Here is a 19229-nt window from a genome sequence, read left to right as displayed (position 1 = left end):
CTATGGATTTTTTTCTCGTCTTTAGTATTTTGCTGTGTGTAGGCTCTCTGGTTGGCGTAGGGCTGATGTTATACGCCGAGTGCAAAAAGCTCGAAGTGTTGGAAAGCTACTTCAGTGAAAACAAGCTGGTTTGCGATAACAAGCGTTTTTGGGGAAGAAATATGCGGATCGACAGGTTTCAGCGCATGCTCTTGATCAATCAATTGTTAGGAATGCCAAAACTGCATGTAAAGAGGGGCGATGTGACTGAGGCAGAGCTGGCTTCAATCCCGATATCCCTCAAGCGTTGGGCACTTTGGCCGTATCGTCTTTCTTTTATTTGGCTGGCTGCATCAGTCGTTTGGGGCATTTGGTACCGATGGTAGCTCACCTGTCTTCACCGCCACCTGGATGAACCTGAGTATTCCGTACTGGAAGGGCCGGTGAGGTTTAAGGGACTCTGGAGATGACCAGGTATTAGCACTTTCTGTAGGCGCCGATCTTTTTTTGTAGGCAACTTCCTGAATGTAATTGAGCCCCCTCGGGCTTGTATTCGGACGGAATTCGCTTGCCTGTATTTCGACGCCAACTTCATTGCATCAAGGATGTAAGGCATTGCGCGGGGATATATCAACGACATGACAATCGACTACAGTAGTTTGCAATCCTGGCTGATGGGCCACAGTACGAGTCACCATAAGGCTGACCATTTTGATGTATTGAATCATCACCTGCGCCTGGGGCTGCTGGGAGGGTTAGGCGCTGCATTAGCGCGTCGTGCATGCGGCTTGGTTCTGGGTGGAAAGATCCTAGAGATCGATGGTGATTTGATATTCCAGCCAGAGGGGGCTTAACCATGGATTTTTTTCTCGCATATACGATGGTTTGGTTTTTTGGAATGTTTGTCGTCTTGGGACTGATGCTATTTGCCGAATATACAAAACTCGACGAGTTGGAAAGTTACTTCAGTGAAAACGAAGAAGTTCGCAACAACAAGCGCTTTTGGCGACGAAACCAGTGGATCGACAGACAATATCGCATGATGCTGATTTTTGAATACCTTGCAGACTCTAAACGCCATGTGAAAGCCGGTCTTGTGACCGAAGCCGAACTGGCGTCTATTCCTTTAGCGCTCAAACGTTGGGTGTTGTGGCCCTATTACCTTGCGTTCATTTGGGCTATCGCAACGGTGGTTTGGTCGGTTTGGCGCAGGTGGTGCAACATCCCAATTTGAACGTGGAAGCGAGCTTCGCTGCCGGTGGGGGATGTGCGAGTTTCCGGCGCGAACATTCAAATCAGCGGGTCCCAGCGTTGCGACCAGTCAGCTTCCGCCTTGACCACGCCGCGCAGCAACTCCAGCGCCTGCTGCAACACCGCCGAATCCCGCGCCCGTGAGTACACCAGGAACGTCGGGAAGCTGAACTCCGGTGCCTTGGGCACGCGTTGCATCACGCCGCTGTCGAGGTAGCTTTGCACCACTCGGGTACGGAAATACCCGGCACCGCCGTGCTCCAGAATGTACTGCAGCGCCAACGGCCCGAGGTTGAAACTCAGCGCGGCGCGGGCCTTGTCGGGCAGGGCGGCGTCATGCTGCTGGCGAAACCCCGGGCCCCAATCGATATACACGTATGGGGTCGGCTTGCTCACCCGTTGCACCAGGATCAGTTTTTCTTCCAGCACCTGCTCCACTTGCAGCCCCGGCCAGTACTGCGGCTGGAACACCAGTGCCGCGTCGATCACACCCAGTTCCAATTGGCGCAGCAGGTAGTCGCCTTCACGGATTTCCGTGCGCAGCGCATGCCCCGGGATATGTTCGCGCAAGGCCTTCGCCCAGCCGAGCATCAACGGGTTGCACAGGCTGACCTCGCCGCCGATATGCAGCACATTGCGATAGCCCTCGGGCAATGGCAGGTCGCGGCGCGCGGCTTCCCAGGTTTGCAGCAACTGGTTGGCGTACACCACAAAGGCCTCGCCGTCGGCGGTCAAGCGCGCACCGGCGCGGTTGCGCACAAACAGCGTGCTGCCTAGCTGGCTTTCGAGGTTCTTCACGCGTGCGGTGATGGCGGTCTGGGTGACGTGCAGTTTCTCGGCCGCCGCGGCCAGGCTGCCGCAGCGGGTGATTTCGAGGAAAGTGCGTGCCAGTTCGATGTCCATGAAGCCCCCGGGGATGAATGGGGGCCTATTGTAGTGGAATGCGATCAAGAACTGTGGGAGGGGGCTTGCTCCCGATTGCAGTGTGTCAGTTGACCGAGCGGGTTCTGGCACACCCTCATCGGGAGCAAGCCCCCTCCCACAGTTGGATCTACGCTGCTCCGGTGATCGGGGCTGGCAGAGGGGCGGTCGGGAATGCCTTGGCATATGCCTGGCAAACCCGCAACACCGTCTCATCGGCAAACCGCGCCGCCACCACGTGCAACCCCACCGGCAAGCCATTCGCCGCCAGCCCGCACGGCACCGACGCCGCCGGCTGCTGGGTCAGGTTGAAGGGGTAGGTAAACGGCGTCCACTCCATCCATTCCTGCATCCCGGAACCTGGCGGTACGTTGTGCCCGACCTCGAACGCGGTGATCGGCATCATCGGCGACACCAGCACATCGTAGTGCTCATGGAACGCCGCCATCCGCGCCACCAGCGCTGCCCGTGCTTCGAGGGCCGCGCTGAAATCGTCCAGGCTCAAGCGCTCGCCGCGCTGTGCGATGCGCAGCAGGCCGGGGTCGAGCAGGTGTTTTTGCGCGTCGCTCATCGGGCCGGTCAGGCGGGCGGCGCCGGCCGCCCACAAGGTGCTGAACAGCTCCAGCGGGTCGCTGAAGCCTGGGTCGATCTGTTCGACATGGGCGCCCAACTGCACCAGGCCCGCCACCGCCTCGGCGACTACCTTGGCCACTTGCGGGTCGACGTCGACGTAGCCGAAGGTGGGGCTGTAGGCGACGCGCAGGCCTTTCAGGTCCGCTGCGTCCGACAACCAGGGCGTGGTCCTCGGCGCGCCGATCAAGCCGTCCCGCGCATCCGGTTGTGCGACGGTTTGCAGCATCAACACGCTGTCTTCCACGGTGCGGGTCATCGGCCCCAGGTGCGACAGGATCGTCATCGAACTGGCTGGCCACTGCGGCACATAGCCGAAGGTCGGCTTGATGCCGAAGGTGCCGGTAAACGCACAGGGAATCCGGATCGAACCGCCGGCATCGCTGCCCTGGTGCAACACCCCCAGATTCAACGCCGCCGCCGCACCCGCGCCGCCGGATGAGCCGCCCGTGGTCATGCGCGTGTCCCACGGGTTGCGGGTGATGCCGTACAGCGGGTTGTCGGTGACGCCTTTCCAGCCGAATTCCGGGGTGGTGGTCTTGCCCAGCAGCACCGCGCCGGCCTTGCGCATCAGGGCCGGGAAGGGCGCATCCACCGCCCATGGTCCGTCGGCCGAAGAGGTGCGCGAACCCTTGCGCGTGGGCATGCCGAGGGTCAGGGTCAGGTCTTTGATCGACGCTGGCACGCCATCCAGCGCGCCGCAGGGTTCGCCCTTCAGCCAGCGCGCTTCTGAGGCCCGTGCGGCATTGAGTGCGCCCTCGGGGTCGACATGGCAGTAGGCGTTGACCCGCGGGTTGTAGCGCTCGATGCGCAGCAGCGCGTCTTCGGTGACCTCCACCGGCGACAAGGTCTGGTCACGAAAATGCTGCAGCAGTTGCACTGCCGTCAGTTGGCCGATCTCACTCATGGTCGATCCCCTGTGCCGCATTGACCATGGCGCGCAGCAACACTGCGCAACCTGCCGCCAGGTCATCCGGTGCGGCGTTTTCGATTTCGTTGTGGCTGATGCCGCCTTCGCACGGCACAAAGATCATCCCGGCCGGGCCCAGTTCGGCGACGAAAATCGCGTCGTGCCCGGCGCCGCTGACGATGTCCATATGGCTCAGGCCCAAGGCGCCGGCGGCGTTGCGCACGGCGTTGACGCAGGCCGGGTGGAAGTCCAGCGGCGGGAAGTCGGCGGTGGGGGTCAGCTCGAACGTCAGGCCGTGGTGCGTGGCGCTGGCTTCGATCACGCCGCGCACTTCATCGACCATCGCCTGCAGCTTGTCGGCATGCAGATGGCGCAGGTCGATGGTCATGTGGACCTGCCCGGGAATCACATTGCGCGAGCCGGGGTGCAGGCTCAGGCAACCGACCGTGCCGCAGGCGTGGGGTTGCTGCTGACGCGCGATGCGGTTAACCGCGCTGACCACCTCGGCCGCGCCCACGAGGGCGTCCTTGCGCAGGTGCATCGGCGTCGGGCCGGCGTGGGCTTCGACGCCGCTGAGGGTCAGGTCGAACCACTTCTGACCCAGGCAGCCCATCACCACGCCGATGGTGGTGGCCTGGTCTTCCAGCACCGGGCCTTGTTCGATATGCGCCTCGAAATACGCACCGACCGGGTGGCCCAGCACTGCGCGGGAACCGGCATAACCGATACGCTGCAATTCGGCCCCCACCGACAGGCCCTGGTCGTCCTGTTTGTCCAGGGTGTCCTGCAAGTCGAACTTCCCGGCAAACACCCCGGAGCCCATCATGCACGGCGGGAAGCGCGAGCCTTCTTCGTTGGTCCACACCACTACTTCGATCGGCGCTTCGGTCTCGATTTTCAAGTCATTGAGGGTGCGGATCACTTCCAGGCCGGCCATCACCCCGAAGCAGCCGTCGAACTTGCCGCCGGTGGGCTGGGTGTCGATGTGGCTGCCGGTCATCACCGGCGGCAGCGCCGGATTACGTCCTGCGCGGCGCGCAAAAATATTGCCGATGGCGTCGATGCTGACGCTGCACCCGGCCGCCTCGCACCATTGCACGAACAGGTCGCGGGCCTGGCGGTCGAGGTCGGTCAGGGCCAGGCGGCACACGCCGCCTTTGACGGTGGCGCCGAGTCGGGCCAGGTCCATCAGCGATTGCCACAGGCGGTCGCGGTTGATCAGCGGGGCGTTGCTCTGGAGCGGTTGTGCACAGCTATTCATCTTCGAACTCCGGTCAGGCACTCAGGGCCAGGTAGCGGTTCTTGATCGTCGGGTCCGCGCGGAAGGCGGCGGCGCTGCCCTCGTACACCACGCGGCCCTGTTCGAGCACGTAATGGCGGTCGGCGAGCTTGTCGCAGACCATCAGGTTCTGTTCCACCAGCAGCACCGGCAGGCCGTCGTCCTTGACCTTGCGCAGGATCTTCACCAACTCGTCGACGATCACCGGGGCCAGGCCTTCGGTGGGTTCGTCGAGGATCAGCAACTTGGGATCGTTGAGCAAGGCGCGGGCGATGGCGAGCATCTGTTGCTCGCCGCCGGAGAGCGCGTGGCCGGCGTTTTTGCGCCGCTCCTTGAGGCGCGGGAACATGCCGTAGACGTCTTCGAGCTGCCAGCGGCTGGTCTTGCGTGCGGCGATGCGCAGGTTTTCCTCGACAGTGAGCAGGCGGAAAATCCCACGGTTCTCCGGCACCAGCGCCAGGCCCTGGCGTGCAATTTCAAAGATCTTCTGGCCCACCAGCGGCTGGCCGTTGAAGTGGATCTGGCCCTGGCGCGGGCAGATGATGCCGAGGATGCTGCGCAACGTGGTGGTCTTGCCGGCCCCGTTGCGGCCCAGCAGGGTCACCAGTTCGCCGGGGTTGACGGTCAACGACACGCCTTCGAGCACGTGGCTCTTGTCGTAGTAGGCATGGATATTTTCGACGATCAGCATCAGGCAGCCTCCCCAAGATAAGCCGTGCGCACGCGTTCATCGGCGCGCACGAATTCGGGCGTGCCTTCCACCAGGATCTGGCCGTGGCTCATCACGGTGATGCGTTGGCTGATGGACATGACGATGCTCATGTTGTGTTCGATCAACAGCACCGTGTGGTCGCGGCCCAGGTCGCTGATCAGTTGGGTCATGATCGGGATGTCATCGATGCCCATGCCCGAGGTGGGCTCGTCGAGCATCAGCAGTTTGGGTTTGGAACAGATCGACATGCCCACCTCCAGCACCCGTTGCTGGCCGTGGGACAACTCACCGGCCAGGGTCGCGGCGCGCGCGCTGAGTTGCAGGCGTTCGAGCACCTGGTCGGCCATCTCCAGGTGTTCGCGTTGGCTCTCGACCCGGCGCCAGAAATTCAACGCGCGTACACCGTCGCGACCTTGGGCGGCCAGGCGCAGGTTTTCGCGCACGCTGAGGTTCTGGAACAGGCTGGTGAGCTGGAACGAACGCGCCATGCCCAGGCCGACGCGGGCGTGGGCCGGTTTGCGCATCAGGTGCTGGCCGTCGAAATGGATCGCCCCGGCGGTGGCCTGGCGTTCACCGGTCAGGCAGTGGAACAGGCTGGTCTTGCCCGCGCCGTTGGGGCCGATGATGGTGTGGATGGTGCCGGCTTCGACCTTGAGGTTGACGCCGTTGACCGCATGGAACGCACCGTAGGCCAGTTCCAGGTTTTTGGTTTCCAGCAGGATGCTCATAGTCCTTGCTCCTTGGCGACGACGGCGGCTTTGCGGCGGCCGCGCACGTTCTCGAACAGCGACGCCAGGCCGCCCCATAACCCGCCGCGCATGAAGATCACCACCAGGATCAGGATCACCCCCAGCAGCATCAGCCAGCGCGGCCACAGGTCGGAGAGGAAATCCCCCAGCAGCACGATGGAACCGGCGCCGAGCAACGAACCGAACAGCGAGCCGGTGCCGCCGACGATGGTCATGATCAGGATGTTCTCGGACATCGCCAGGTCGATATTCGACAGCGGCACAAAGTGCAGCAACATGGCGTACAGCGCGCCGGCAATCCCGGTGACCGCGCCGGACAGCACGAACACCAGGATCTTGAAGTGGCGCGTGTCATAGCCGATGGCCGAGGCACGGGTTTCGTTTTCGCGGATCGCCATCAGCGTGCTGCCGAACGGCGAGGCAATCACGCGGCGTGCGCCGATGAAGATCAGCAGGAACAGCACCGCGACAAAACCGTAGAACGCGCGGGCGTCGGCCAACGACAGCAACACGCTGTCGCCGATGCGGATCTCCGGGCGCGGCACGCTGAGCAGGCCGTTGTCGCCGCCGGTCCAGTCGCTCAAGGTGTAGGCGACGAAGTAGGCCATCTGGCTGAACGCGAGCGTCAGCATGACGAAGTAGATGCCGGTGCGGCGGATCGCCAGGGCGCCCACCAGCAACGCGAGGAAACCGCCGGCAATCGCAGCGCCCAACAGGGCCGTGAACAAGCCCATTTGCAGGTGGATCATCAGCAGCGCCGCGCAATAGGCGCCGGCACCGAAGAAGATGCCTTGGCCGAATGACAACAGCCCGGTGTAGCCCAGCAACAGGTTGCAGGCCAGGGCGGCCATAGCAAAGATCAGGATCTCGCTGGCCAGGGTCGCCGAGGGCAAGATCAGCGGCAAGCCGATCAGCACCGCCAGCACCCACAGCAACATCGCTTTGGATTGAGTCTTGGCGAACGGCAGGGGGTTTTTCTCGCTCATGTCAGGCTCTCCCGAACAGGCCGTAAGGGCGCACCAGAATCACCACGGCCATCGCGCCGTAGATCATCAGGCTCGCACCCTGGGGCCAGAGTGTGGTCATCAGGCTTTGCACCACGCCCACCAGCAAACCGCCGACCAGCGCGCCGCTGAAGGAACCCATGCCGCCGATGACGACAACCACAAAGGCGATCCCGAGAATTTCCGGGCCGACAAAGGGCTGGGCACCGCGCAACGGCGCGAACAGCACACCGGCCATGCCGGCCAGGCCGACGCCAAGGGCAAAGGTCATGGAGAACAGGCGGAAGATATTCGTGCCGAGCAGCGACACGGTTTCGGTGCTTTCACTGCCGGCGCGCACCAGTGCGCCGAAGCGCGTGCGTTCCAGCAGCAGCCACAAGCCCAGGCCCACCAGCCCGGAAAACACGATGAGGAACAGGCGGTAGTAGGGGTAGACGAAATCACCCAGCACCAGCACCCCACGCAGCAGTTCCGGCACGGCGACGCTTTTGCCCACCGGGCCCCAGATCATCACACTGGCTTCCTGGATGATCAGCGCGATCCCCAGCGTCACCAGGATCTGGAACATGTGCGGCAAGTGATAAATCCGCTGGATCAGCAAACGCTCGATCACCCACGCCAGCGCGGCCACCACCAGCGGTGCGAGCAGCAGCGCCAGCCAGAAGCTGCCGGTGAGGCTCACGGCGGTGTAGCAGATGTAGGCGCCCAGCAGAAAGAACGCGCCGTGGGCGAAGTTGACGAAGTTGAGCAGGCCGAAAATGATCGTCAGCCCGACCGCGATCAGGAAGTAGATCATCCCCAGGCCAAGGCCATTGAGTATCTGGAACAGGTAAAGATTGAGCATGCAGGAACCCTCGGCAGGACGCCGCTCGCGCGGCCCTGCGGTGCAATATTCAGGGGGTCAGGCGAGCGTGCAGCCCGTGGCCTCGACCGGCGGGAATGACTGGCCGGCGCTGAGCACCTTGGCCAGGTCGTCCTTGTCGGCCATGTCGGCAGCGGCCTTGCCGATCAGCAGGTAGTAATCCTTGATCACCTGGTGGTCGCCGGCGCGGATCGATTCCTTGCCGGTGGGGCCCTCGAAACTCAGGCCTTGCATGGCCTTGGCCACGGTCGGCCCGTCGAAGCTGCCGGTGGCGATGATGCTGTCCAGCATGACCTTGGTGCTGATGTAGTCGGCGGCCAGCGGGTAGGTGGGGTTGATGCCGTACTTAGCCTGGGTCAGCTTGACCAGTTCGCGGTTGAGCGGGCTGTCGACCTGGTGCCAGTACTGCGCGCCGAGGTACACGCCTTCGAGTATGTCGCTGCCCAGTTCCTGGAACTGGTCGAGGCCGGCGGACCATACCAGCAGCACTTTCATGCGCTCCTTGATCCCGAAGTTGACCGCCTGGCGCAGGGTGTTGGACGACTGGCTGCCGAAGTTGAGCAGCACCAGCACGTCAGGTTTGGTGGCGATGGCGTTGGTCAGGTAGCCGGAGAATTCCTGCTCCTGCAGCGAGTGGTAGCTGTTGCCGACGTGTTCCAGGCCGTGTTCCTTGAGCACGTTTTTGGCGCCTTCGAGCAAGGCTTCGCCGAACACGTATTGCGGGGTGATGGTGTACCAGCGCTTGGCGTCCGGCAGCAGCTTGATCAGCGGCACCAGGGTTTCGCGGATTGCGCCGTAGGTGGGCACCGACCAGCGGAAGGTCGCGTGGTTGCAGTCTTTGCCGGTGACTTCATCGGCGCCCACCGGGGTCATGAACACGCCACCAGCCTTGTCGACTTCCTTGGCCACCGCCAGCGCCGATGACGACAAGGTGCAGCCCTGGAAGAACCGCGCGCCGTCCTGCGCAATCGCTTCCTGCACCTTGCGTACCGCCTTGCCCGCGTTGCCTTCGGTGTCGATGACCTTGTAGTTGAGCGGGCGCCCGAGAATCTCGGGGTGCTGCGCCACCGCCAGGCGCGAACCCATGTCGGCAAACTTGCCATAGCTGGCAAAGGCGCCAGACATGGACTTGAGGCCATAAAGGGTAAAGGGCTCGGCGGCGAATGCCGAACGCACGCTCAGCGGAAGGCTGAGGGCGGCGGCGGCGGTGAGGCTGGCTTTCAATAACGTACGACGCTGCATGGGGTGACTCCCTGGTTTAGTTATTGGCAGGAGTGGCAATGGCGATACGGTGGAGCAGGGCCTGTGGGCAGGCGCTTTTTTATTGGGGTAACGCAGTGTGCGGGTTGGAATGCAGTCAACTGTGGGAGGGGCGGTGCGACGATTCGACTTGCTCCCGATTGCGGTGTGTCAGTCGATATAGAGGTTGAATGTGCCGGCCTCATCGGGAGCAAGCCCCCTCCCACATTGGATCTGGGGTGTTATTAAGAGTGATCGAACTCCAGTAGAAAATGCGGGCTGACCTGGCCTTCGAGGGCGGTCATATGGTGTTCGGCGTCGCACATGTGTTCATGCATCAGGCTGCGCACCGCGCTTTCATCGCCGGCGCGAAAGGCGTTCAACAGTTGCTTGTGATAGTCGAGGTTGGCCGCGTCGAACTGCTTGCGCTTGGGCTTGTAGGCTTTTTTCAGCACCACCAGGTCGCGCAGCAGGTCGTTGAGAAACTGCGCCATAAAGCTCAGCAACGGGTTGGGGCAGGCCTTGGCCAACAGGTTGTGGAACTCCAGTTCCGCCAGGCGTTGTTCGCGCTGGCCGGCCTCGCTGTCTTCCGGCGCACTGCAAAAGTCCACGTTGGCCTGCAGGGCCTGGTAGTCGTCCTCGCTCAGGCGCCCGAGCACCGACACCGCCAGTTCCACTTCGATGACCTTGCGCAATTGGTACACCTGCTCACCATCCAGATGCTGGAAGTGCAGGTAATTGCGCAGCGCACGGCTGGCCGGTTCGGTGCCGGCCTGGTTCAGGTAGGCGCCGCCGCTGGGACCGGTGCGCGTGCTGACCAGGCCTTCGACTTCCAGGGCCTTGAGCGCTTCGCGGGCCGAGCCCTTGGAGCACTGGAAACTTTCCATCAGCTCGCGCTCGGTGGGCAGGCGGTCGCCGGGCTTCAAGGCGTCGGTGACGATGGAGCGCTTGACCGACTCGACAATCACGTCGGACAGCTTCTGGCGTTTGCGTCGTAGCGGGCGAGTGAGCATGGTGTCTATTTATCGTATTAATGCGGATAAATAGCACTTAATAACGATTGGGCCGTAGCGTCAACGCAGGGTGTCGTTTCTGGTATGGAAAGGTCGTAAACGGAGATTCATTGCACCGTGGCGTCCGTACACACCGTCGAACGCGGCGGTTTGTTCCCATGCATCAGATAATCGCCTACCCACTGGTTCACACAGGCACTCACGCCGCTGAACGAAACCCCGTGGGCATAGGCGTTCTTCAGCTGTACGCGGCTCGCCGGGAACGTGCGCTCAAAGGCCCAGGCGGCGCCGGTGGACGGGGTGTGGTCGTCGAATTCGGCCTGCACCATCAGCAGGCTGTCGAGCCGCGCGAGTTCCTTGTAGGGCAAGCCCCGGCTGTGGTTTCGCGGCCAGGTGGTGCATTGGCGCGCCTCAAGGGCGCTGCCGGCGACCGGGTACTTGGTGAGCGATTCGGTTTCTTTTTGCTGCCAGAGGTCTTCGCTGGAGTAGGTCGAGTCGTTGCACAGGATCGCGGTTTTGACCGAGTCGGCGGCCGACATGCGCAGCGGCCCAGGCTTCGGCACGTTGGCCTGCAAGGGTTCGCGCACGCGTTGCAGCAGCAGGCTGAACATCGACTTGGCACGCTCTTCGATGACCGGGTCGGGGCTGAAGCGATGCGCACGGGCACGCGCCTCGAGCGCCAGGTCGTCGCTGTCGGGGGTTTCCCGCAGCCAGCGACTGAGCAGGTGGGCGCTCATCAGGCCGGTGGGGTCGCTGTAGAGGCGGTTGCTGGAGCGCAGGGCCGTGCGCACGCTGGGCAGCAGTTCCATGAACACACGGCGCACCGCGACTGGCGTGTCGCCCAGTTGATACACGCCAGGGTCGAGGGCGGCGGGTTGGGCCACGAAGCGCTCGAAAATCTTCTCCTTTTCGCCGGCGACGATCAGGCTGGCGTGCTCGAAGGTTGAGGTCCAGTTGATGTTCGAATCGAGCACCATGCGCCCCACGTTCGCTGGAAACAGGCCGCCGTACCAGGCGCCGAGCCAAGTGCCGTAGGCGTTGCCCAGGTAGTTGAACTGCAACTCGCCCAATTGTTTGCGCACAAATTCCAGGTCGCGGGCGGTTTGCTCGGTGGTGATGTAAGGCGTCAGCGGGTGGCTGGCGCATGCTTGGGCAATCAACCGGGCATTCTGGCGCGCAGCGGCGAGGTTGGCCGCGCTGCGGTCTTCGCTGACATCCCCTTGCGGCACGATCCGCCCCTCGGAGCGGCATTCCAGACGTGACCCCGGCAGCCGGCCCAGGCCCCGCGGGGTGACTTCGATCACATCGTAGGTATCGGCCAACTGGCGGTAGGTGTCGCCCCAGTCGGGTTGCTGGGCGTAGTGCTTCCAGACGGTGGCCAGGTGTACGGCGAAGGCGCCGCCGGCGTCGAGCCCGGGGCCGCCTGGGTTGGCGAATAACGCCCCCTGGCGTGACAGCGGCAATTTGGCGCCGACGCGGGTGATGTCGAAGCTGATGCGACCGCGCTCGGGCGCCGCATGGTCCAGTGGCGCAGTGACGATGCCGCATTGGGTGCGTTCGATGACCTCTGGGTCCAGACGTTCGAGCGCCGGTTGCGGGCAGTCCAGGAACCATTCGATGCCGAACGGTGAACGCGGCACTTCAGCGTGAGCGCTGGCGGGCGCCAGGGCTGCGACCAGCACCAGGCAACGGTAGGTAATTGCGCTTGCAGCTGGAAGGGGGTTCATCAGCGATCCTGGCCAGTCGTGTGAGAAAAAGAAGCCACTGTTGTGGCTTCTGATTCGGGACGACTTTTTTACCAAGGACCGTGGGGGAAAAAATGTAGGAGGACAAAACGGCGCGTGTACGAAATGCGACTTTCGTTTATCGGATGTCGGCCTCCCAGCCGCCGCCTAACGCTTTGTACAAGGCAATGCTGGCTTGCAGGCGTGACAAGCGCAGTTGCACATTCAGGTCCTGGGCTGCGTACAGGGTACGCTGGGTTTCCAGCACGCTCAGCCAATCTTCGGCGCCCGCCTGGTAGCGGCTTTCGGCGATGCGCATAGCGCTCTGCGCCGCCTGCAGCTCTTGCGTTTGCCATTGGCGCTGCTGGTCCAGGCGCGTGATGTTGCTGAGGGCTTTTTCCACATCGGCGAAACCGTTGATGATCGCCCCGCGATAGGTCTGCAGCAGCTCATCCTGGCGCGCGCGGGCCTTGTCCCGTTCGGCGTTTAAACGGCCATTGTTGAAGATCGGGGCGACCAGGTCGGCGGTCAGCGAGTAATACGGGCTGCGCAGGATCTCCAAGGCTCTGCCGGCGTCGGAGCCGAGGGTCGCGCCGAGGGTTACACCGGGCAGCATGGCCGCGCGGGCAACGCGAACATCCGCTTGCGCCGCCGCCAGGTCGGCCTCGGCCTTGGCCAGGTCGGGGCGCCGGCTCAGCAACTGGCTGGGCACGCCCGCGCCGATGCTCGGCCAGGTGAGTGCCTGGAAGGGCTCTGTGCCCAGGTCCAACGCCTGGACAGGCTGGCCGAGGAGGGCCGCGAGGGTGATCCGCGACTCTTCGGCCAGTTGTTGGATCAGCGGCACTTGCCGTTGCTGGCTGGCGACCAGGCTTTGCTGCTGGGCCAGTTCCAGGGCCGTGGCAGAACCGGCGTCGTAGCGCGTCTGCACCAGTTCCAGCACCGTGCGCGCATTGGCCAGGTTCAACGCGGCGATCTGCTCGCGCTGGCGTGCGGCGAGGGTTTGCGCGTAGCGGTCGGCGACGTTGCCGAGCAGCGTCAGCTCCACGGTGGCCTGGTCCGACGCGCTGGCCCGCAGGCCGTGCAGGGCGCTGTCCCGTGCGGCGGCGCGGCCGCCCCAGAAATCCACTTCATAACTGGCGCTGAGGTTGGCGCCGAAGCTGTTGGCCACGTCATCGCTTTGCGTTACATCCAGGTTTGGCCCGCCCTGGCCGCGCAGTAACTTCTCATGGCTGGTGGACAGGTTGAACTTCACTTCCGGCAATAGCGGCGCGCCGGCGATCACCGCCTTGGCCTGGGCCTGGCGCACCCGTGCGACGGCGGCCGCCACGTCGAAACTGTCGCGGCGCGCCTGTTCGATCAGGCGGTTCAGTTGCGGGCTGCCAAATTGCGTCCACCAGCGCTGGTTGCTGGCCTGGGCGGCGTCACGCTCGGCGTACTGCCAGGCGGCTGGCGCGGCCATGCCGCTGTCGACGGCGGGCAGGCTGCCGGCGCAGGCGTTGAGCAGCAGGCACAGGCTGAATACGCACACGTGCGGTGCGGGAGATGGTTTATTCACTGGTCAACGCCTTAACCGGATCGAGCCGGGCAGCTTTACGGGCCGGCATAAAGCCGAATACAACGCCGGTGACCAGTGCGCAGCCAAACGCGCCGAGCACCGCCACCAGGGAAAACTGCACCGCCACCTTGGCCAGCATCAGCACGCCGCCGACCAGCAGCGCCAGGGCGATACCGCACAGGCCGCCGACCACCGAGAGCATCAGCGCTTCGGTCAGGAACTGGCGCAGGATGTCGCGCTGGCGCGCGCCGGTGGCCATGCGGATGCCGATCTCGCGGGTGCGTTCGCGCACGGTCATCAACATGATGTTCATCACCCCGATGCCGCCCACCAGCAGCGAAATCGCGGCGATCGAACCGAGCATCAGCGACAGTGTGTTTTGCGTGCGCGCCTCGGCCTGGATCATCGCCGCGTTGTTGGTCAGTTGGTAGTCACGCTTGCCGTTATGCAGGCGCAGCATCAGTTGGTCGATGGCTTGCTCGGCTTCCTGCACCTTGTGCGCATCGGCGGCGGCAATCGTCACGTATTCGGGGTTGTACGTGCCGAACAGGCGCACGCTGGCGGCGGTGTAGGGGATGGCCACGCGGTCGTCGCTGTCTTTGTTGCCGGAGCTGGAGCCCTTTTCCGCGAGCACGCCGATCACCTGGAAGGGCACGTTTTCGATGAGGATGTATTGGCCGATCGGGTTGACGTGCTTGAACAGTTTCTCGCGGATGCGATGGCCGATCACCGCGACCGTGGCACCGGCGCGCTCGTCGGCCTCGGTGAAGTAGCTGCCTTCGACCACCGGCCAGTTGAAAATCTGCGGAAAGTTGACGTCATTGCCGCCCACATACGCCAGGTAATCCAGGTTGCCGTAGCGGATGCCGGCGTCGCTGCCATTGACCGGCATGATCCGCTTGACCTGCGGCAACGCCGCCAGCGCCGCGACATCGTTGAGCGTGACGATGCCCAGCGGCGTGCGCGGGTTGGGCGAGGAACCGCTGAGGTAAAGAATGTTGGAGCCGAACGCGCCCATCTGCGCCATGACCTGGCGCTTGCTGCCTTCGCCCACCGCCAGCATTACTATCACCGAGGCCACGCCGATGATGATCCCCAGCAGGGTCAGGGCGGTGCGGAAGCGGTTGATCCACATCACGCGCCAGGCGGCCTGCACCGCGTCGATCAGTTCGGCCTTCCACGCGCCGTTGTGCTCGGCGCCTTCGGCCAGGCGCTGGCGCAGGTCGAAGGCTTGCAGCGCCGCGCTGTTGGCGCTGGCCGGGACGTGAGTGGCGCTGTTGGCCGAGTCGCTGATGATCAGGCCGTCGCGAATCTCGATGATGCGGTTGGCCCGCGCCGCCACGTCGCGGTCATGGGTGATCAGGATCACCACATGGCCCTGGCTGGCCAGCTCGTCGAGCAAGGTCATGACCTCGGCCCCGCTGTGGCTGTCGAGGGCGCCGGTGGGCTCATCGGCAAGGATGATATGCCCGCCGTTCATCAGTGCGCGGGCGATGGAGACCCGCTGTTGCTGGCCGCCGGACAGTTGATGCGGACGGTTGCCGGTGCGGTCGGCCAGGCCCAGGCGCGTGAGCAGGGCCTTGGCGCGGGCGTGGCGTTCAGCGGCGCTGATGCCGGCATAGATCGCCGGCATTTCGACGTTTTCCTGGGCCGAACCCGACGGGATCAAGTGGTAGCCCTGGAACACAAAACCGAAGGCTTCGCGGCGCAGCCAGGCCAGTGCGTCGCTGTCCAGGTGCGCGACGTTTTCGCCGGCGAACAGGTAGTCGCCGACGGTGGGGCGGTCGAGGCAGCCGAGGATGTTCATCAGCGTGGATTTGCCGGAACCCGAGGCGCCGACGATGGCGACGAATTCCCCGGCATGGATCGACAGGTCGATGCCGCGCAGTACGTCGACCTGCGGGCTGTCGCCGCCGCCGTAGGATTTGGTGATGTGCTTGAGTTCGATCAGGGGCGTGGTCAATTCAACCCCCGCTGCCGTCGACTGGCCCGATCAGCAGGTGATCGCCTTCGCTCAGGCCTTCCAGCACTTCGACGCGCAGGCGGTCGCTGATGCCCAGGCGCACGGCGCGCTCTTCGATGCGGCCGTTTTTTGCGACCACGCGGGCGATCTGCCGTTCGGTGCTGCCTTGCAGGGCGGCGACCGGCGCGGTGAGCACATCCTTGACCTGGCTGGCGACGAAAAACACTTGGGTGGTCATTTCGGCCATCAAGGCGTTGTCGGTGTTGTCCACGTCCAGCAGCACGGTGTACAGCACCACGCGGCCGCTGCCGTTTTTACTCGAACTGTTCGGGCTGCCGCTGCCCTGGGTTTCGTCCAGTGGCTTGGGCGGGATCGGCAGGATCTGCCGCACGCTGCTGGTCCAGCGGCGGTTGCCGCCGCTGAGGGTGGTGAAGTAGGCGCTCATGCCGGGTTTGACGTGGCCGATATCGGCTTCCGAGACCTCGGCCCACACGGTCATCGGTGACAACTTGGCGATGCGCAGGATCAGTGGCGTTCGCTGCTGGGCATTGAGGGTCTGGCCGACCCGCGCGTCCACCGCCACCACGGTGCCGGTCATCGGCGCATAGATGCGCGTATAGCCCAGCTGCGCCTCGTCACTGCGCAGGCTGGCCTGGGCCTGGAGAATCTGCGCCTGGAACATCGCGACCCGCGCCTGGGTGGCGCTCAATTCGGCCTTGGCGGTTTGCACGTCTTCTTCGCGGGTGGCGTTGCCGGCGGCCAGGCGTTGCTGGCGTTGGTACTTCTGGCGCGCCAGTACGTGCTGGGCTTTCTGCTCCTGCAATTGGGCCTTGAGGTTTTCGATGGCGTAGCGGCTGGCGTCGAGCTTGGCTTTTTGCGTCGAGGGATCGATCTCGACCAGTAACTGGCTTTCCTGCACCGTATCGCCGGCCTCGACATGGATCTTGCGGATCTGCCCGGACGCCTGCGCGCCCACATCCACGTAGCGTCGCGGTTGTAGGGTGCCCAGGGCGGTGACGCTGTTTTCAATGTTGCCACGGGTCACGGTAACGGTGGCCAGGGTGTCGCGCCCCGGCGGCTGTAATTGCCAGGCGGCGATGCCGATCACAGGCAGCAGGCACGCCACCACAAGCAGGGCGCGTCGGGCAGGTCGGGGGCGTTTCATGGGTTGGTTCCAGCCAGGAAAGTTCGGACCGCAGTTGCGGGGGGCTGACAGTTAAACGAGCGCATGGCCCGAAGATTTAGGCTGTTACACAAGTAGTTACAGTGCCGCCGAGTAAAAAAAACGTCTGCTGAAGCAAGTCTTCTTTAAAAGTAGATGAGAATTACTATAAATTGCACTCACCCAAACTGCCATCATTGAATGGGCTGTATTTTTAAGCATTCAGGGACCTAATGCCGCCGCCAGGTGGTCGGGAGTCATGTTGGAAAACTACTATCGCGAGCTGGTGTGTTTCCTCAACGCCAAGCTGGGCAACCGTCAGGTGGCCGAAGATGTGGTGCATGACGCTTATGTGCGGGTGCTGGAACGCGCGAGTGACACCCCCATCGACCAGCCCCGCGCTTTTTTGTATCGCACCGCGCTGAACCTGGTGATCGACGGCCATCGGCGCAACGCCTTGCGCCAGGTCGAGCCGCTGGAAGTGCTGGATGCCGAAGAGCGTTTCTCCAACGCATCGCCCCACGCCACCCACGATCACGCCCAGCGCCTGCAGATGCTCGAACGCGCGTTGGCCGAGTTGCCGACGGCCTGCCGCGACAGCTTCCTGCTGCGCAAACTCGACGGCCTGTCCCACCCGCAAATCGCCGAGCGCTTGGGGATTTCCCGCAGCCTGGTGGAAAAACACATCGTCAACGCGATGAAGCACTGTCGGGTGCGGATGCGCGAGTGGGACGCGCCCTGAGCGTCGATCGGTTAAATTTTAATTCACTGTCCTCGTTTCCTATCAACACATGACCTGTTGTGCAGGTCGTGAAGGTATTCCCGCCCCACCGCCAAGGGGCTTATCCAGAGGACACTGGAATGACACAGGCAATTGCTTCGCCCGCGGTTCACGACCTGATTGGTATCGGTTTCGGCCCTTCGAACCTGGCGCTGGCCATCGCCCTGCAGGAGCGCGAAAAGGCCCAGGGCAAACTGGACGTGCTGTTTCTCGACAAACAGGCCGATTACCGTTGGCACGGCAATACCCTGGTGACCCAGAGCGAACTGCAGATTTCGTTCCTCAAAGACTTGGTGACCCTGCGCAACCCCACCAGCCCGTATTCCTTCGTCAACTACCTGAAAGCCCACAACCGCCTGGTCGATTTCATCAACCTCGGCACCTTCTATCCGTGCCGTATGGAGTTCAACGACTACCTGCGCTGGGTCGCGGGGCAGTTCCAGGCCCAGAGCCGCTACGGCGAGGAAGTGCTGGCCATCGAGCCGATCCTGCACCAGCAGCAGGTTGACGCACTGCGTGTGATTTCCCGCGATGCGCTGGGTGAGCAGCATGTGCGCACCACCCGTTCGGTGGTGGTCAGCGCCGGCGGCACGCCGCGTGTGCCCGAGGTGTTCAAGGCGTTCAAGGATGACCCCCGCGTCTTCCACCATTCCCAGTACCTGGCGCGCATGGCCCAGCAACCCTGTGTGCAGGGCAAGGCGATGCGCATCGCAGTGATCGGCGGCGGCCAGAGTGCGGCCGAAGCGTTCGTCGACTTGAACGACAGCTTCCCGTCGGTGCAGGTCGACATGATCCTCCGCGGTTCGGCGTTGAAACCGGCGGATGACAGCCCGTTCGTCAACGAAGTGTTTTCGCCGGCCTTTACCGACCGGGTGTTCCAGCAGGTCGGCGCCGAGCGTGAGCGCCTGCTCGCCGAGTACCAGAACACCAACTACTCGGTGGTCGACCTGGACTTGATCGAGCGCATCTACGGCATCTTCTATCGCCAGAAAGTCTCCGGCACTGCGCGCCAGGCCTTCCGCACCCTGACTGTGGTCGAGCACGTCAGCGCCGGCCCGTTGGGCATCGAGTTGGCCCTGCGCAACAACGCCAGCGGCGAAACCAGCGTCAGCCATTACGACGCGGTGATCCTGGCCACCGGCTACGAACGCCAGATGCACCGTGAACTGCTGGCGCCGCTGGAGGCTTATATGAGTGACTTCGAAGTCAGCCGCGACTACCGCATCGTCACCGACGAGCGTTGCAAGGCTGGCATCTACATCCAGGGCTTCAGCCAGGCCAGCCATGGGTTGAGCGATACGTTGCTGTCGGTGCTGCCGATTCGGGCGGATGAGATTGCGGCGTCGTTGTACGCGCATGATCGCCACCGTGGGCAGGGGCGTTCGGTGCAGGATTTGCTGCTCGCTACGGCGAGCTGACGAACGGGTGTTCGGGCTGCACGCGTTTAGGGACTTTTGGCTGCATCTGCCGGAGGGTAAGTTGATGCAGGGGTAGA

General features: G+C 63.4%; 18 protein-coding genes. 5 read left to right on the top strand and 13 right to left on the bottom strand.

Annotated features, from left to right (window positions below; all coding sequences use genetic code 11):
• The first annotated feature begins 2 nt into the window (after positions 1–2).
• The 3 genes from ACS5Q8_RS18895 to ACS5Q8_RS18885 all read left to right on the top strand — a co-directional run bounded on the left by ACS5Q8_RS18895 (position 3) and on the right by ACS5Q8_RS18885 (position 1213).
• A complete protein-coding gene (locus ACS5Q8_RS18895) occupies positions 3–365 on the top strand; it encodes a hypothetical protein (RefSeq protein ID WP_426101367.1) in 363 nt (120 codons plus the stop codon).
• 252 nt (positions 366–617) lie between these two features.
• Positions 618–833 carry a hypothetical protein gene (locus ACS5Q8_RS18890; protein ID WP_426101369.1) on the top strand — a complete coding sequence of 72 codons (216 nt, stop codon included), beginning with the start codon at positions 618–620 and terminating at the stop codon, positions 831–833.
• A gap of 2 nt (positions 834–835) precedes the next feature.
• A complete protein-coding gene (locus ACS5Q8_RS18885) occupies positions 836–1213 on the top strand; it encodes a hypothetical protein (protein WP_046382783.1) in 378 nt (125 codons plus the stop codon).
• A gap of 56 nt (positions 1214–1269) precedes the next feature.
• Here ACS5Q8_RS18885 and ACS5Q8_RS18880 read toward each other — a convergent pair whose 3' ends face one another.
• From ACS5Q8_RS18880 to ACS5Q8_RS18820, 13 genes are all read right to left on the bottom strand, one after another.
• A complete protein-coding gene (locus ACS5Q8_RS18880; protein WP_426101371.1) occupies positions 1270–2133 on the bottom strand; it encodes a LysR family transcriptional regulator in 864 nt (287 codons plus the stop codon).
• A gap of 148 nt (positions 2134–2281) precedes the next feature.
• Complete coding sequence (locus ACS5Q8_RS18875; RefSeq protein WP_443700399.1) at positions 2282–3688, bottom strand: amidase; 1407 nt, start codon at positions 3686–3688, stop codon at positions 2282–2284.
• Entirely contained in the window at positions 3681–4952 is a 1272-nt protein-coding gene (locus tag ACS5Q8_RS18870; RefSeq protein ID WP_465159323.1) for a Zn-dependent hydrolase, read from the bottom strand. Before ACS5Q8_RS18870 ends, ACS5Q8_RS18875 begins: the two co-directional genes overlap by 8 nt.
• A gap of 13 nt (positions 4953–4965) precedes the next feature.
• Entirely contained in the window at positions 4966–5661 is a 696-nt protein-coding gene (locus ACS5Q8_RS18865; protein ID WP_465159322.1) for an ABC transporter ATP-binding protein, read from the bottom strand.
• Positions 5661–6410, bottom strand: coding sequence for an ABC transporter ATP-binding protein (locus tag ACS5Q8_RS18860; protein WP_465159321.1), 750 nt, complete (start codon positions 6408–6410; stop codon positions 5661–5663). Before ACS5Q8_RS18860 ends, ACS5Q8_RS18865 begins: the two co-directional genes overlap by 1 nt.
• Entirely contained in the window at positions 6407–7417 is a 1011-nt protein-coding gene (locus ACS5Q8_RS18855) for a branched-chain amino acid ABC transporter permease (RefSeq protein ID WP_247406724.1), read from the bottom strand. Before ACS5Q8_RS18855 ends, ACS5Q8_RS18860 begins: the two co-directional genes overlap by 4 nt.
• 1 nt (position 7418) lies before the next feature.
• Positions 7419–8279, bottom strand: coding sequence for a branched-chain amino acid ABC transporter permease (locus tag ACS5Q8_RS18850; RefSeq protein ID WP_046382793.1), 861 nt, complete (start codon positions 8277–8279; stop codon positions 7419–7421).
• A 57-nt stretch (positions 8280–8336) separates the two neighbouring features.
• Complete coding sequence (locus ACS5Q8_RS18845) at positions 8337–9539, bottom strand: ABC transporter substrate-binding protein (protein ID WP_276193724.1); 1203 nt, start codon at positions 9537–9539, stop codon at positions 8337–8339.
• A gap of 242 nt (positions 9540–9781) precedes the next feature.
• Entirely contained in the window at positions 9782–10549 is a 768-nt protein-coding gene (locus ACS5Q8_RS18840; RefSeq protein WP_276193723.1) for a FadR/GntR family transcriptional regulator, read from the bottom strand.
• Between the two features lie 107 nt (positions 10550–10656).
• Positions 10657–12276: an alpha/beta fold hydrolase gene (locus tag ACS5Q8_RS18835; protein WP_443700404.1), complete on the bottom strand. Its 1620-nt coding sequence runs from the start codon at positions 12274–12276 to the stop codon at positions 10657–10659.
• Between the two features lie 136 nt (positions 12277–12412).
• Positions 12413–13828, bottom strand: a complete 1416-nt coding sequence (locus ACS5Q8_RS18830; RefSeq protein WP_465159320.1) for an efflux transporter outer membrane subunit — start codon at positions 13826–13828, stop codon at positions 12413–12415.
• Positions 13821–15791, bottom strand: a complete 1971-nt coding sequence (locus tag ACS5Q8_RS18825; RefSeq protein ID WP_465159319.1) for a MacB family efflux pump subunit — start codon at positions 15789–15791, stop codon at positions 13821–13823. Before ACS5Q8_RS18825 ends, ACS5Q8_RS18830 begins: the two co-directional genes overlap by 8 nt.
• 1 nt (position 15792) lies before the next feature.
• Positions 15793–16956 carry an efflux RND transporter periplasmic adaptor subunit gene (locus tag ACS5Q8_RS18820; RefSeq protein WP_465159318.1) on the bottom strand — a complete coding sequence of 388 codons (1164 nt, stop codon included), beginning with the start codon at positions 16954–16956 and terminating at the stop codon, positions 15793–15795.
• A gap of 256 nt (positions 16957–17212) precedes the next feature.
• On the opposite strand from ACS5Q8_RS18820, the gene ACS5Q8_RS18815 reads away from it, so the two are divergent.
• On the top strand, positions 17213–17695 hold the full coding sequence (locus ACS5Q8_RS18815) for a sigma-70 family RNA polymerase sigma factor (RefSeq protein WP_276193717.1): 483 nt from the start codon (positions 17213–17215) through the stop codon (positions 17693–17695).
• 119 nt (positions 17696–17814) lie between these two features.
• Positions 17815–19152, top strand: a complete 1338-nt coding sequence (locus ACS5Q8_RS18810) for a lysine N(6)-hydroxylase/L-ornithine N(5)-oxygenase family protein (protein WP_276193716.1) — start codon at positions 17815–17817, stop codon at positions 19150–19152.
• Positions 19153–19229 lie beyond the last annotated feature (77 nt).

It is taken from the genome of Pseudomonas sp. PAMC25584 (assembly GCF_058135675.1).
Note: the sequence above shows the minus strand (reverse complement) of the source record. Positions and strands in the feature narration are given on the sequence as shown.